The sequence below is a fragment of the Pseudomonas sp. URMO17WK12:I7 genome, from assembly GCF_003269045.1.
Taxonomy (GTDB): domain Bacteria; phylum Pseudomonadota; class Gammaproteobacteria; order Pseudomonadales; family Pseudomonadaceae; genus Aquipseudomonas; species Aquipseudomonas putida_J.
Genome location: NZ_QLTL01000010.1, coordinates 24025 through 38104, shown reverse-complemented (window position 1 = coordinate 38104; position 14080 = coordinate 24025). Strand labels below are relative to the sequence as shown.

Below are 14080 nucleotides of genomic sequence, written 5' to 3'. Positions count from 1 at the left end.
CCCCGGTTGATCAGTGCAGCGAAGGTTTTGGCGCGGGTGCGGCAGGCGCGGCCAGCTCCGTGTACAGCAGCAGCGGTGCGACGCGCAGGTACTCCATGACCTCCATGTAGTCGCTCTCGCCGTCTTCGGATTCTTCGAGGGCTTCCTGGACCTGGGAAATGGCCACCAGGTCCTGCAGCACTTCCTTGGCTTCGGTAGACAGGTCCTTGCCACCTGCGTTCAGGCCGAAGCCGGTGATGAAGCCCTGGCACCACTGGCCCAGTGCCTCGGCGCGGTCGGCGAGTGCGGCATCGTCGCTTGGCAGCAGCAGGACGATGGCCATGTCTTCGCTGTTCAGTTCGCCCTTGACCATCTCTTGCAGGCCGATCAGGGCGTTGCGCACGGTGTCACCAGGTTCGGTTTCCAGCAGCTGGGCGGCATCGGCCAGCCAGGCCTCGGCATCGAAGCCTGCACCGGCACAGCTGCGCCCGATCAGCAGGCCGTGCAGCTCGGCAGGGGTTACAGGGTGGCCGTTGCTCGAAAGGAGCATGGCGAAGGCAACATAAGGCGATTGAGTATTAGGCATGGTCGGCTAGGCGCCAGACGGCGCATTTGACTAGAATGAAGACCTTGTATCCTAGCACCGGCAGGCGCGCCAAGACCATCGGCACTGGCCGCCGCTGCGCAGGGAGAGGCATCATCGCAGGGTGATTCAACGACGGAGCGAATCGAGTGCAACCCACGCAAGAGAACGACCTGCAAGCGCTGATGAGCCGGTTCGAGTTGCTGATTGAACGCGTCGAGCAACTTAAACGGCAAAATGCACTCCTAGTAGCTCAGGAAAAATCCTGGCGCGAGGAGCGCGCCCACCTCATCGAAAAGAACGAGATCGCCAAGCGCAAGGTCGAGTCGATGATTTTACGCCTGAAGGCCCTGGAGCAAGACTCATGAGTTCAAGCAATAGCGTCACCGTGCAGATCCTCGACAAGGAGTACTCGATCATCTGCCCGCCGGAAGAGCGCAACAACCTGGTCAGCGCGGCGCGCTACCTGGATGGCAAGATGCGCGAGATCCGCAGCAGCGGCAAGGTGATCGGTGCCGACCGCATTGCAGTCATGGCAGCGTTGAACATCACGCACGAAATGCTCCACCGCCAGGAAGATCGCACCGACGCGCCGGTGAGTGGCACCAGCCGTGAGCAGGTGCGTGACCTGCTGGAGCGGGTCGATCAGGCTTTGTCCGACGATGCGGGTACCAAAAACGGCTGAGATTGGTATACTGGCGCCACTCCCTGGGGGATGCGCCAGTCGGTTATGTCCCTGAGCCGATACGCACAACCACGGGGGTTGCACGCTGGGGCAGGTGTGCATGTCCGCCCGACGGAAAGCCTTAACGCCCCCTGCAATCTCCACCTTGAACTTTCGGGTTCAAGGGCTACACCGATAGCGGTCTTATCGGGGAGCCTGATTCTTCCTGCCCAGCGCTCAGCTGGGCAATCCGACACCTGGGATAGCCAGTGCCATGACCGAAACTGCGCCGCTCACCCGCCCCCAGCTTCGTCGCCTGCTTCGCAATGCCCGCCGCGCCCTTACGCCCGCCCAGCAACTCCAGGCCTCACGAGGCCTGTACCGCCAGTTGGCACAGCACCCCTTGTTCCGCCGCGCCCGGCATATCGCTTTGTACCTGCCCAATGACGGTGAAATCGACCCGCGCTTTCTGCTGCGCGAGGCCCAGCGCCGAGGCAAGCGCACCTACCTGCCGGTGCTGCACGCCTGGCCGCGCACGCGCATGGTGTTCCAGCGTTTCGAACAGGGTGAAAAACTCAAGCGCAACCGCTTCCGTATTCCCGAGCCGTTGACCGATCGCCGGCGTCAGCGCCCAGCCTGGTCGCTGGACCTGATCCTGTTGCCGCTGGTCGGTTTCGATGAAGTCGGTGGGCGACTAGGCATGGGCGGGGGGTTCTACGACCGCAGCCTGGCCTACCAGGCACGCCGCAAAACCTGGAAGAAACCGCTGTTGCTTGGGCTGGCACATGAATGCCAGAAGGTCGAGCGCCTGGCGCAGGCCAGTTGGGATGTACCACTGCAGGGCACGGTCAGCGACCGTGGCTGGTACCTGGCGCCGAACTGAGCGGCGTCAGCGAGGGGGCTTAGCGTTGCTGCGGGTTGGCGTCGACCGGAGTCTGATAGGCGGTGTCGAGCTTGCGCTCCCAGATACCCTGGGCATAACCGGTAGTGACCACACCAAGGCCAAAGATGAAGACCAGAATCCACAGTAGATCCGGTTTACGTTGATTCATCGAAGAATGCCCCCCTAGGCATACGTTCAGGCTCGGCGACCTTCTAGGTGCCGCCGGAGCGTCTAGCTTTAAAATCGGCGCATTTTCCGACAACCTGAGTCCACACGCAAACGTTGACGCCAACCGGCTGTCGGTTTCGTGCAACAGGTTATTTCAAACCTTTTCAGGAGCAGTATCCATGGCTTATTGGCTGATGAAATCCGAGCCCGACGAGCTCTCGATCGAATGCCTGGGCCGCCTGGGCGAGGCGCGCTGGGATGGCGTACGCAACTACCAGGCGCGCAACTTCATGCGGGCCATGAGCGTAGGCGACGAGTTCTTCTTTTACCACTCCAGCTGCCCGCAACCTGGCATCGCCGGCATCGCCCGTATCACCGCAGCAGCCTACCCGGACCCGACGGCACTGGACCCGGAAAGCCACTACTTCGACGCCAAGGCCAATGCCGAGAAGAACCCGTGGAGCGCAGTGGACGTGGCCCACGTGAAGACATTCCGGCAAGTGCTGGGGCTGGGTTTGCTGAAGCAGCAGAGTGCGCTGGCAGAGTTGCCGCTGGTGCAGAAAGGCACGCGGTTGTCGGTGATGCCGGTCACTGAAGAGCAGTGGGCGGCGATCATTGCGCTGGCGCGCTGAATTGCTTGCCGACTGTGGGAGCGGCCTTGTGTCGCGATAGGGCCGCAACGCGGCCCCCAGGGTCTGTGACTCACCGGTAATTGCCGGGGCTGCTGCGCAGGCCTTTCGCGACACGAGGCCGCTCCTACAGGACTCAACCTGGGTATGTTGAGCTACTGCACAATCAGGTTGTTGAACAGCAGATCCTCGACAATCGGCTTGCCCTCTTCCGATTCCATCACCTGCTGCACCTGTTTCAACGCTTCCTGACGCAGTTTTTCCTTGGCGTCGACATTGCTCATGCTATCCACAGTCTGCTGGGTGAACAGTGCCACCAGCTGGTTGCGGATCAGCGGCTCCTGGTGCTTGACCGCAGCCGCCGCGGCGTCGCCGGTCACGCGCAGGGCCACATCGGCCTTGTACACGCGCAGCTTGGGGCTGCCATCGAGGGCATAGTTGCCAACGAAGGGCGGGCTCAGGGTGATGTAGGAAACCTTCGGCTCCCCTTCCTTGGCTTCCTCGGCCATGGCCGCCGCTGGCAGCATCAGCGCCAGTACCATCAAGATCCACGCTTTCACGAATTCGCTCCTAGAAACAGTTGGCGCCAGCTTACCCAGCATGTCGCTCAAACCCAAGCCCGGGCTTGTGCCGGCACTTATGCCCGCACATCAAGGTGGGCCATGCTCGTTGACCCGGCAATCGACACTCCTACACTTATCGGCCACTACACGCAAAGGAATAGCCCCGATGAAAGCTGTGTTGTGCAAAACCCTGGGCCCGGCTCGCGACCTGGTACTGGAGGACGTGGCCAGCCCTGTGCCGAAGAAGAACGAGATCCTGCTCGATGTGCAGGCCGCGGGGGTCAATTTCCCCGACACGCTGATCATCGAAGGCAAGTACCAGTTCCAGCCACCCCTGCCATTCTCGCCGGGTGGCGAGGCTGCAGGCGTGGTCGCGGCCGTCGGCGAACGGGCCGGCACCTTCAAGGTGGGCGACCGGGTAATGGCCCTGACTGGCTGGGGGGCGTTCGCCGAGCAGGTGGCGGTACCGTTCTACAACGTGATGCCCATCCCCGAGCACATGGACTTTGCCACTGCCGCCGCGTTCGGCATGACCTATGGCACCTCCATGCATGCACTCAAGCAACGCGGCCAGCTGCAGGCCGGCGAAACGCTGCTGGTACTCGGTGCGTCCGGTGGTGTTGGCCTGGCAGCGGTGGAAATCGGCAAAGCCATGGGGGCAAGGGTGATCGCCGCAGCCAGCAGCGCCGAGAAGCTCGCAGTTGCCAAGGCTGCAGGTGCTGACGAATTGATCGACTACAGCCAGGCCAACCTCAAGGAAGAGATCAAACGCCTGACCGGTGGCCAGGGCGTGGATGTGATCTACGACCCGGTGGGCGGCGAGCTGTTCGACCAAGCCGTGCGCGGCCTGGCGTGGCAGGGCCGGCTGTTGGTGGTGGGGTTTGCCAGCGGAGCGATCCCGCAGATGGCAGCGAACCTGGTGCTGCTCAAGGGCGCTGCAGTGCTTGGGGTGTTCTGGGGCGCGTTTGCCCAGCGCCAACCAGAGGACAATGCCGCGAACTTCCGGCAATTGTTTGCCTGGCATGCCGAGGGGAAGCTGAAGCCGTTGGTTTCGAAGACTTATCCACTGGCTGAAGCCGGAGCTGCAATTGAAGAGCTTGGGCAGCGCCGGGCTGTGGGTAAGTTGGTAGTGCTGGCCAGGTAAGGCCAGCTTCTAATAGAAGACAGTCGCTCCCACAGGTTCACCAAGGGCTCGAACAGCATGGTTCTCCTGTGGGAGCGGGCTTGCCCGCGAAGAGGCCGGTGCAGGTACTTACAACTCGCGCAGATTATGGCAACGCCTGAACCGGGCTTCGAGGTTGCGATCCGGCATCTGATGGCTGCGCAGTGCATTCAGGGTCTGCTCGACATAATCCCGCGTCGTGCCATAACGGCCCTTGGCACTGGCCAGAATCTGGCTGAGCAAGGTATCCGGCAAGTTGCCCGCATAGCACGGCAGGTGCCGCTCCAGCACGAACCCCAGTGCCTGCACCTTGCTGCCATCACCCAGCCGGCAGCTGAGCCAGTGCGGCCGATAGGCCGGATAAGGCATTTCCCGCTGCCACAGGGCCATCAGCGAATCGTCGAGGTTGCTTTCATCAAGACGATAGGCAAAACCGCTGCAGGAGCCGCCACGATCCAGGCCAAACACCAGGCCTGGCGTTTCCGGCGTGCCCCTGTGCTCGTGCGACCACAGGTACAAGCCGCGGTGATAACCATGCACGCGCGCGCGCTGGCGTTCCACGGAATTACATTCCGGGCGCCAGATCAACGAACCATAGGCAAATAACCAGACCGGGCCACCTTCATGGCGAGACATGGTCGTTTGCATGGAATTGAGCAATTGCTCACGGGTCAGTTGCTGACCGAAGTCGAGCGTCGGAGGATAAGCAACTTCCCAGGACAAACTTTCAAGTGCCGACATAACTGCCGCCATTAATCCCCGTGTACTACCAATGTAGCGAGAGTCTTGTGCCATGCGGCCTGCGCCGCCGCGCGATGGGCGCTTGCAGTAACCATAGGATAGAAACCGGGCAATGCTCAAGGCCTGGCGCACAAGTTTCACGCACAGTTCCGACGACTGGGAATTATTGTTCCGAAGGCGGTGAAAGTTAGTGGCTCAGGCGGTAAGAATTACCGCCTTATACCCGCTAGTTGAAACTTCGGTTATTAACCGCGTGGTGCGTAGGCAAACACATCGGCGCGCATGCGGTGCGCATCCATGCCGGCCTCGACCAGGGCGTCGAGCGTGGCGTAGACCATGTTCGGCGAGCCGCTGGCATACACATGCACGGTGTTGAGGTCGTTCACGTCCTCGCACACAGCCTCGTGCAGCATGCCGCAGCGCCCTTCCCAGCCACACAGGTCACTGACCACCTTGTGCAGGAACAGGTTTGGCAAGCGCTCCCATTCGGCCCAGTGTTCGATGGTGTAGAAATCCTCTGGGCGACGAACACCCCAGTACAGGTGCACCGGGTGCTTGAAGCCCTGTGCCCGGCAATGTTCGACCAGGCTGTGCATCTGGCCCATGCCGGTACCGGCGGCAATCAGAACCAGTGGCCCGTCAGGCAACTCAGCCAGGTGGGTATCGCCGAACGGCATCTCGATCCGCGCCACGCGGTCACGCTGCAGCTGCGCCAGCAACTGCAACGAGCTGGCTTCGCGGGCCAGCACATGCAGCTCGAGATCCCGCCCGGAATGCGGCGCAGAGGCCAGCGAGAACGCCGCCGGCTTGCCGCCTTCGCGCTCGATCATCAGGTACTGCCCGGCATGGTAGCGCGCCGGTTTGCCGGCAGGCGCACGCAAGCGCACGCGCCAGACGTCGCCACCGACCTCGACGCATTCGCTCACACTGCACGCCAGCTTGCGCACTGGCAGCTCACCCAGGGCGAGCACACCATCCCAGAGCAACACACAATCCTCCAGCGGTTCGGCAATGCAGGTGAACAACTCGCCATGGTCACGGACCTCGCCGTCCTGACGCACGCTTCCTTCGACCAACAACGCGGCGCAGACATGGCAATTGCCATTGCGGCAGCTGTTCGGGCAGTCATAGCCCAGCCGCCGCGCTCCATCCAGGATCCGTTCCCCGGGTTCGAGCGCCAGCACCGCCCCGGACGGCTGCAACGTTACCTGCATCAATCTATTCCCAACTGATCCCACAGCTCATCGATACGGCGGGTGACGGCCTCGTCCTTGACGATGACCCGGCCCCATTCGCGTGTAGTCTCGCCCGGCCACTTGTGCGTGGCGTCCAGGCCCATCTTCGACCCCAGCCCCGACACCGGCGACGCGAAGTCCAGGTAGTCGATCGGCGTGTTGTCGATCATCACCGTATCACGCTTGGGGTCCATGCGTGTGGTGATGGCCCAGATCACATCGTTCCAGTCGCGGGCGTTGATGTCGTCGTCAGTGACGATAACGAACTTGGTGTACATGAACTGTCGCAGGAACGACCACACACCCAGCATCACGCGCTTGGCGTGGCCCGGGTACTGCTTCTTCATGGTCACCACCGCCATGCGGTACGAGCAGCCTTCCGGCGGCAGGTAGAAGTCGACGATCTCCGGGAACTGCTTTTGCAGGATCGGCACGAACACTTCGTTCAGCGCCACACCAAGAATAGCCGGCTCATCCGGCGGCCGGCCGGTGTAAGTACTGTGGTAGATCGGTTTCTGCCGGTGCGTGATGCGTTCGACGGTGAACACCGGGAAGCTGTCCACTTCGTTGTAATAGCCGGTGTGGTCGCCATATGGACCTTCTGGGGCCATTTCACCCGGGTGGATCACACCTTCGAGGATGATCTCGGCGGTGGCCGGCACCTGCAGGTTGCTGCCACGGCACTTGACCAGTTCGGTGCGGTTACCGCGCAGCAGGCCGGCGAAGGCGTATTCGGAAAGGGTGTCCGGTACTGGCGTCACGGCGCCAAGGATGGTGGCCGGGTCAGCACCCAAGGCCACGGCCACCGGGAACGGCTGGCCCGGGTTCTTCTCGCACCACTCGCGATAATCCAGCGCGCCGCCACGGTGGCTCAGCCAACGCATGATCACTTTGTTCCGGCCGATCACCTGCTGGCGGTAGATGCCCAGGTTCTGGCGGTCCTTGTTCGGGCCACGGGTCACGGTCAGGCCCCAGGTAATCAGCGGCGCCACGTCGCCCGGCCAGCAGTGCTGGATCGGCAGCTGGCCGAGGTCGACGTCATCGCCCTCGATGACCACTTCCTGGCACACCGCGTCCTTGACCACCTTCGGCGCCATCGACACGACCTTCTTGAAGATCGGCAGCTTGGACCAGGCGTCTTTCAGGCCTTTCGGCGGCTCAGGCTCCTTGAGGAAGGCCAGCAGCTTGCCGATCTCACGCAGTTCGTCGACCGACTCGGCCCCCATGCCCATGGCCACGCGCTCTGGCGTGCCGAACAGGTTGCCCAGTACCGGGATGTCGAAGCCGGTGGGCTTTTCGAACAACAAGGCCGGACCCTTGGCGCGCAGGGTGCGGTCGCAGACCTCGGTCATTTCCAGGACTGGGGAAATCGGAACCTGGATGCGCTTGAGTTCACCGCGCTGCTCCAGGCCACGGATGAAGTCGCGCAAATCGCGATACTGCATGCATGAGCCTCGTGTTGGCCGTATCGGTCGGGGTGCAGAGTGTAGCGCCGATAGGGCCGCAATAGCCAAAATACAGATAGCAAAAAGCCGGGTTTCCCCGGCTTTTGCGTGGTACGACGATCTTACTTGCGCTTCATCGACAGGAAGAACTCGTCGTTGGTCTTGGTCTGCTTGAGCTTGTCGACCAGGAACTCGATGGCGGCGATTTCGTCCATCGGGTGCAGCAGCTTGCGCAGGATCCACATGCGCTGCAGTTCGTCGTCGGCAGTCAGCAGCTCTTCGCGGCGGGTACCGGAACGGTTGATGTTGATGGCCGGGAATACGCGCTTCTCGGCGATACGACGGTCCAGGGGCAGTTCCATGTTGCCGGTACCCTTGAACTCTTCGTAGATCACTTCGTCCATCTTCGAGCCGGTTTCGACCAGCGCGGTGGCGATGATGGTCAGCGAACCGCCTTCCTCGATGTTACGTGCAGCGCCGAAGAAGCGCTTTGGCTTCTCCAGGGCGTGGGCGTCGACACCACCGGTCAGTACCTTGCCGGAGCTCGGGATCACGGTGTTGTAGGCACGCGCCAGACGGGTGATGGAGTCCAGCAGGATGACCACATCCTTCTTGTGCTCGACCAGGCGCTTGGCCTTCTCGATGACCATCTCGGCAACCTGCACGTGGCGGGTTGGCGGCTCGTCGAAGGTCGAGGCGACCACTTCGCCGCGCACGGTGCGCTGCATTTCGGTCACTTCTTCCGGGCGCTCGTCGATCAGCAGGACGATCAGGTGGCACTCGGGATTGTTACGGGTGATGTTCGCCGCGATGTTCTGCAGCATGATCGTCTTACCCGCTTTTGGCGGAGCGACGATCAGGCCACGCTGGCCTTTGCCGATCGGGGCGCACAGATCGATGACACGACCGGTGAGGTCTTCGGTGGAGCCGTTACCGGCTTCCATCTTCAGGCGCTTGTTGGGGAACAGTGGCGTCAGGTTTTCGAAGAGGATCTTGTTCTTCGCGTTTTCCGGGCGGTCGAAGTTGATGGTGTCGACCTTCAGCAGGGCGAAGTAACGCTCCCCTTCCTTCGGCGGGCGGATCTTGCCGACGATGGTGTCGCCGGTACGCAGGTTGAAACGGCGGATCTGGCTTGGCGAGACGTAGATGTCGTCGGGGCCGGCCAGGTAGGACGCATCAGCCGAACGCAGGAAACCGAAACCATCCTGGAGAATCTCCAGCACGCCGTCACCCGAGATCTCTTCGCCGCTTTTCGCGTGCTTCTTCAGCAGGGCGAAAATCACGTCCTGTTTGCGCGAACGGGCCATGTTTTCGATGCCCATCTGTTCGGCCATTTCCAAAAGATCGGTAATCGGCTTTTGCTTGAGTTCAGTCAGGTTCATAAGGGGAGTGACGTAATCATGTAAGAAGGGAGAATTAAGCTTTGGCTTAATGAGGCCGCGCCGCTAGATGGCGACAGGATCGCGTACTGATTCGAATTAGGGATGCTTCGGCGACGGCGTGCAGAGGGCACTGGAGAAGCAGTGCGAGGCCGAATGTAACACTTGCTTTTTTCTGCGTCTAGTGCTCTGAAAAAGAAAAAACCCCGCATTTGCGGGGTTTTTTGCTTCACGTCACAGGTGGGCGTCGAGGAACGCGGCCAGCTGGGATTTGGACAGGGCGCCGACCTTGGTGGCTTCGACGTTGCCGTTCTTGAACAGCATCAGGGTCGGGATGCCACGCACGCCGTGCTTGGCCGGGGTTTCCTGGTTGTCGTCGATGTTCAGCTTGGCGACGGTCAGTTTGCCGGCGTAGGTGGAAGCGATGTCGTCCAGAACCGGAGCGATCATCTTGCATGGACCGCACCATTCAGCCCAGTAGTCGACCAGTACCGCGCCTTCGGCCTTCAGGACTTCGGCTTCGAAGGTAGCGTCGGTGACGTGTTTGATCAGATCGCTGCTCATGGATATCTCCAGGGTCGTAAGCAAAAAAACGTGGCCCATGATAGCCGCACCCAGGCCCTACAGGAAGTCACGGACGATTGAGTGTAACTATAGTTGTGCAAGACGCCGCGAATCGAAACTGTCACATAAGTGTCATAGCATGGAATGGCACATTGCCTTGCATCAAGGCCCGGTGTGGTGCGCGTTGGCGTCAGCCAAGGATCGTGGCACGATTGCCGGGTTACCGACCGAGAACACACAGAATGCCGCATACCTCCGCGAAGAACCTGTCCCTGATCGCCGCCATCGACCTGGGCTCCAACAGCTTCCACATGGTCGTGGCCAAGGCGCACCACACCGAGATCCGCATTCTCGAACGGCTCGGCGAAAAGGTTCAGCTGGCCGCCGGCATCGACGAAGAGCGCAAGCTCAGCGAAGAAGCCATGGAGCGAGGCCTGGAATGCCTCAAGCGTTTTGCCCAACTGATCAACGGCATGCCCGCAGGCTCCGTGCGCATCGTGGGCACCAACGCCCTGCGCGAAGCGCGTAACCGCAACGAATTCATCCAGCGTGCCGAAGCCATCCTCGGCCACCCGGTGGAAGTCATCTCCGGCCGTGAAGAGGCGCGCCTGATCTACCTCGGCGTCTCGCACACCCTGGCCGATACCCCCGGCAAGCGCCTGGTCGCCGACATCGGCGGCGGCAGTACCGAGTTCATCATCGGCCAGCGTTTCGAGCCACTGCTGCGCGAGAGCCTGCAGATGGGCTGCGTGAGCTTCACCCAGCGCTACTTCCGCGACGGCAAGATCACCCCGGCGCGCTACGCCCAGGCCTACACCGCCGCGCGCCTGGAGCTGATGAGCATCGAAAATGCCCTGCATCGCCTGACCTGGGACGAGGCCATCGGTTCGTCCGGTACCATTCGCGCCATTGGCGCCGCGATCAAGGCCGGCGGCCTGGGTAATGGCGAAGTCAATGCCGAGGGCCTGGCCTGGGTCAAGCGCAAGCTGTTCAAGCTGGGCGAGGTCGACAAGATCGACTTCGAAGGGATCAAACCCGACCGGCGCACCATCTTCCCGGCCGGCCTGGCGATTCTCGAGGCGATCTTCGACGCGTTGGAGCTGCAGCGCATGGATCACTGCGACGGGGCCCTGCGCGAAGGCGTGCTGTTCGACCTGCTCGGCCGTCATCACCACGAGGATGTGCGCGAGCGCACCCTCAACTCGCTGATGGAGCGCTATCACGTCGATCAGGGGCAGGCAGCGCGTGTTGAGCGCAAGGCGCTGCACGCCTTCGACCAAGTGGCCGAGACGTGGGGAATGAAAGACGGCAATTGGCGCGATCTTCTGGCATGGGCGGCAAAAATCCATGAAATCGGCCTGGATATCGCTCACTACCACTACCACAAGCACGGCGCTTACCTGATCGAGCACTCCGACCTTGCCGGGTTCTCGCGGGAAGAGCAGCAGATGATGGCCCTGTTGGTGCGCGGCCATCGCCGCAACATCCCGAAGGACAGGTTCACAGAGTTCGGCGACGACGCCGTGCAACTGATCCGCCTATGCGTGCTGCTGCGCTTCGCCATCCTGTTCCACCACATTCGTGGCAACCAGCAGATGCCCAAGGTAGAACTGCAGGCCGGCGAAGACAGCCTTGAAGTGGTGTTCCCGTACGGTTGGCTGGAGCACAACCAGCTGACCCAGGCCGACTTCGCCAACGAGGCGGAGTGGCTGGCCCGGGTCGGCTTCGTCCTCAGCGTACGTTGAGCAGCGGGTTGCTCAGGCGCTCCAGCAAGGTCGCCTGAGCACTGCGTGGGTTCTGGTTGCCGGTCGGGGAGCTACGCACGTAGCGCCCGTCTGGCTGCAGCGTCCAGGCGTGGGTGTTGTCGGTCAGGTAGCCTTCCAGCTCCTTCTTCACCCGCAGCAACAGCTTCTTGCCCTCTACCGGGAAGCACGTCTCGACACGCTTGTCGAGGTTGCGCTCCATCCAGTCGGCGCTGGACAAGTAGATCTGCTCTTCGCCGCCATTGAGGAAGTAGAACACCCGCGTGTGCTCCAGGAAGCGGCCGATGATCGAACGCACCTGGATGTTGTGCGAAACCCCCGCAATGCCTGGGCGCAGGCAGCACATGCCACGCACCACAAGGTCGATCTTTACGCCCGACTGGCTGGCCTTGTACAACGCCTTGATGACCTTGGCGTCGGTCAGCGAGTTGAACTTGGCGATGATGTGCGCGGGCTTGCCTTCCAGGGCAAACTGAGTTTCCCGGGCGATCATGTCGAGCATGCCCTTCTTCAGGGTGAACGGCGCGTGCAGCAGCTTTTTCATGCGCAAGGTCTTGCCCATGCCGATCAGCTGGCTGAACAGTTTGCCCACGTCCTCGGTGAGGGCGTCGTCAGAGGTCAGCAGGCTGTAGTCGGTGTACAGGCGTGCGTTACCGGCGTGGTAGTTGCCGGTACCCAGGTGCGCGTAACGCACGATCTCGCCCTGTTCGCGGCGCAAGATCAGCATCATCTTGGCGTGGGTCTTGAAGCCGACCACGCCGTAGATCACCACCGCACCGGCTGCCTGTAGGCGGCTGGCCATCTGCAGGTTGGACTCTTCGTCGAAGCGCGCGCGCAGCTCGATCACCGCGGTGACCTCCTTGCCGTTACGCGCCGCATCCACCAGGGCGTCGACGATCTCCGAGTTGGCCCCCGAACGGTACAGGGTCTGGCGCACCGCGAGCACGTGCGGGTCCTTGGCGGCCTGGCGCAGCAGGTCGATCACCGGGGTGAAGGACTCGAACGGGTGCATCAGCAGGATGTCCTGCTTGCCGATCACGCTGAAGATGTTGTCGGCGTTCTGCAGCAGCTTGGGGATGGCCGGGGTGAACGGCGTGTACTGCAGCTCCGGGTGGCTGTCGAGGCCGGTGATGCTGAACAGGCGGGTCAGGTTGACCGGGCCGTTGACCTGGTAAAGCTCGCTCTCGCTCAGGCTAAACTGCTTGAGCAGGTAGTCCGACAGGTGTTTCGGGCAGGTGTCGGCCACTTCCAGGCGCACGGCATCGCCGTAGCGGCGCGAGAACAGCTCACCGCGCAGGGCGCGAGCGAGGTCGTCGACTTCTTCGGAGTCCAGCGCCAGGTCGGCGTTACGGGTCAGGCGGAACTGGTAGCAACCCTTGACCTTCATGCCCTGGAACAGGTCATCGGCGTGGGCGTGGATCATCGACGACAGGAAGACATAGTTGTCGCCCGGGCCGCCAACGTCTTCCGGCACGCGGATGACGCGTGGCAGCAGGCGTGGTGCCGGGATGATCGCCAGACCGGAGTCGCGGCCAAAGGCGTCGACACCTTCCAGCTCGACGATGAAGTTCAGGCTCTTGTTCACCAGCAGCGGGAACGGGTGTGTCGGATCCAGACCGATCGGGGTGATGATCGGCGCGATCTCGTCGCGGAAGTAGCGGCGCACCCAGGTCTTGAGCTTGGGCGTCCAGTAGCGGCGACGGATGAAGCGAATGGCGTGCTTTTCCAGCTCTGGCAGCAGCACGTCGTTGAGGATCGCATACTGGCGCTCCACTTCGATGTGCACCAGCTCACTGATGCGCGCCAATGCCTGGTGCGGCTGCAGGCCGTCGGCGCCGGCAAGCTCGCGGGCGAAATTGATCTGCTTCTTCAGGCCGGCGACGCGGATCTCGAAGAACTCATCGAGGTTGCTGGAGAAAATCAGCAGGAATTTGAGGCGTTCGAGCAGCGGGTACGATTCGTCCAGCGCCTGCTCCAGCACGCGGATATTGAATTGCAGCTGCGAAAGTTCGCGATGAATGTACAGGCTGCTGTCGTCCAGGCTCGGGACGGTAATGGCCGGCGTCGGCGCAGGGGCCGGGGCTGCGGCTTCGACCACAGGCTCGGCAACCTCGGGCAGGTCCGGCGGGGTCTGTACCATCTCTTCGGGGACTGCCTGGGCATCCTTGATCGCGACAGGGGTTAGCACTTCATTATTCATCTGACGTTCCTGAGGACGTTAACGCCCTATGATCAATTGAGCGGCAAGATAAGCGTCCATTATGACGACTGTGTTACAGCTTCGCGCAAGGTGCGACTTGAGGGTGCCGGTATTGTCCGCGT

The 14080-nt window shown here is 61.9% G+C and carries 15 protein-coding genes and 1 other RNA gene; 7 read left to right on the top strand and 9 right to left on the bottom strand.

Features of this window, described 5'->3' with window-relative positions; all coding sequences use genetic code 11:
* Positions 1-10: 10 nt before the first annotated feature.
* Positions 11-565, bottom strand: a complete 555-nt coding sequence (locus tag H040_RS15025; protein WP_027920874.1) for a YecA/YgfB family protein — start codon at positions 563-565, stop codon at positions 11-13.
* A 182-nt stretch (positions 566-747) separates the two neighbouring features.
* Between H040_RS15025 and H040_RS15020 the strand changes: the two genes are divergently transcribed.
* The 4 genes from H040_RS15020 (at position 748) to H040_RS15005 (ending at position 2109) form a co-directional block, all read left to right on the top strand.
* Positions 748-930, top strand: coding sequence for a TIGR02449 family protein (locus H040_RS15020; RefSeq protein WP_029886233.1), 183 nt, complete (start codon positions 748-750; stop codon positions 928-930).
* Positions 927-1247: a cell division protein ZapA gene (locus H040_RS15015; protein ID WP_027920873.1), complete on the top strand. Its 321-nt coding sequence runs from the start codon at positions 927-929 to the stop codon at positions 1245-1247. Before H040_RS15020 ends, H040_RS15015 begins: the two co-directional genes overlap by 4 nt.
* Positions 1248-1264: 17 nt before the next feature.
* Positions 1265-1444, top strand: a non-coding RNA gene (gene ssrS, locus H040_RS15010) — 6S RNA.
* A 56-nt stretch (positions 1445-1500) separates the two neighbouring features.
* Positions 1501-2109 (top strand): 5-formyltetrahydrofolate cyclo-ligase, encoded by a 609-nt coding sequence (locus H040_RS15005; protein WP_027920872.1) that lies wholly within the window; start codon positions 1501-1503, stop codon positions 2107-2109.
* 19 nt (positions 2110-2128) lie between these two features.
* Here the strand turns inward: H040_RS15005 and H040_RS27485 are convergent, their stop codons facing one another.
* Entirely contained in the window at positions 2129-2278 is a 150-nt protein-coding gene (locus H040_RS27485) for a hypothetical protein (protein WP_165837333.1), read from the bottom strand.
* A gap of 178 nt (positions 2279-2456) precedes the next feature.
* Here H040_RS27485 and H040_RS15000 point away from each other — a divergent pair, with 178 nt between their 5' ends.
* Positions 2457-2909 (top strand): EVE domain-containing protein, encoded by a 453-nt coding sequence (locus H040_RS15000; RefSeq protein ID WP_027920871.1) that lies wholly within the window; start codon positions 2457-2459, stop codon positions 2907-2909.
* Positions 2910-3061: 152 nt separating this feature from the next.
* Here H040_RS15000 and H040_RS14995 read toward each other — a convergent pair whose 3' ends face one another.
* On the bottom strand, positions 3062-3466 hold the full coding sequence (locus H040_RS14995) for a flagellar basal body-associated protein FliL (protein WP_027920870.1): 405 nt from the start codon (positions 3464-3466) through the stop codon (positions 3062-3064).
* Positions 3467-3635: 169 nt separating this feature from the next.
* Between H040_RS14995 and H040_RS14990 the strand changes: the two genes are divergently transcribed.
* Complete coding sequence (locus tag H040_RS14990; RefSeq protein WP_027920869.1) at positions 3636-4613, top strand: NADPH:quinone oxidoreductase family protein; 978 nt, start codon at positions 3636-3638, stop codon at positions 4611-4613.
* A gap of 108 nt (positions 4614-4721) precedes the next feature.
* Here the strand turns inward: H040_RS14990 and H040_RS14985 are convergent, their stop codons facing one another.
* The 5 genes from H040_RS14985 to trxA all read right to left on the bottom strand — a co-directional run bounded on the left by H040_RS14985 (position 4722) and on the right by trxA (position 9995).
* Complete coding sequence (locus H040_RS14985) at positions 4722-5372, bottom strand: gamma-glutamylcyclotransferase (RefSeq protein ID WP_027920868.1); 651 nt, start codon at positions 5370-5372, stop codon at positions 4722-4724.
* A 245-nt stretch (positions 5373-5617) separates the two neighbouring features.
* Complete coding sequence (locus tag H040_RS14980) at positions 5618-6586, bottom strand: CDP-6-deoxy-delta-3,4-glucoseen reductase (protein ID WP_027920867.1); 969 nt, start codon at positions 6584-6586, stop codon at positions 5618-5620.
* On the bottom strand, positions 6586-8052 hold the full coding sequence (ubiD, locus tag H040_RS14975; RefSeq protein ID WP_027920866.1) for a 4-hydroxy-3-polyprenylbenzoate decarboxylase: 1467 nt from the start codon (positions 8050-8052) through the stop codon (positions 6586-6588). Before ubiD ends, H040_RS14980 begins: the two co-directional genes overlap by 1 nt.
* Positions 8053-8174: 122 nt before the next feature.
* Positions 8175-9434: a transcription termination factor Rho gene (rho, locus tag H040_RS14970; RefSeq protein WP_003253661.1), complete on the bottom strand. Its 1260-nt coding sequence runs from the start codon at positions 9432-9434 to the stop codon at positions 8175-8177.
* Positions 9435-9665: 231 nt separating this feature from the next.
* Positions 9666-9995, bottom strand: a complete 330-nt coding sequence (gene trxA / locus H040_RS14965) for a thioredoxin TrxA (RefSeq protein WP_027920865.1) — start codon at positions 9993-9995, stop codon at positions 9666-9668.
* 242 nt (positions 9996-10237) lie between these two features.
* On the opposite strand from trxA, the gene ppx reads away from it, so the two are divergent.
* The gene (gene ppx / locus H040_RS14960; RefSeq protein WP_027920864.1) at positions 10238-11740 is read left to right on the top strand and encodes an exopolyphosphatase; all 1503 of its coding nucleotides are present in this window, start codon (positions 10238-10240) and stop codon (positions 11738-11740) included.
* Here ppx and ppk1 read toward each other — a convergent pair.
* Entirely contained in the window at positions 11727-13958 is a 2232-nt protein-coding gene (ppk1, locus tag H040_RS14955) for a polyphosphate kinase 1 (RefSeq protein ID WP_027920863.1), read from the bottom strand. The two genes, ppx and ppk1, sit on opposite strands and share 14 nt — an antisense overlap.
* Between the last annotated feature and the right edge of the window lie 122 nt (positions 13959-14080).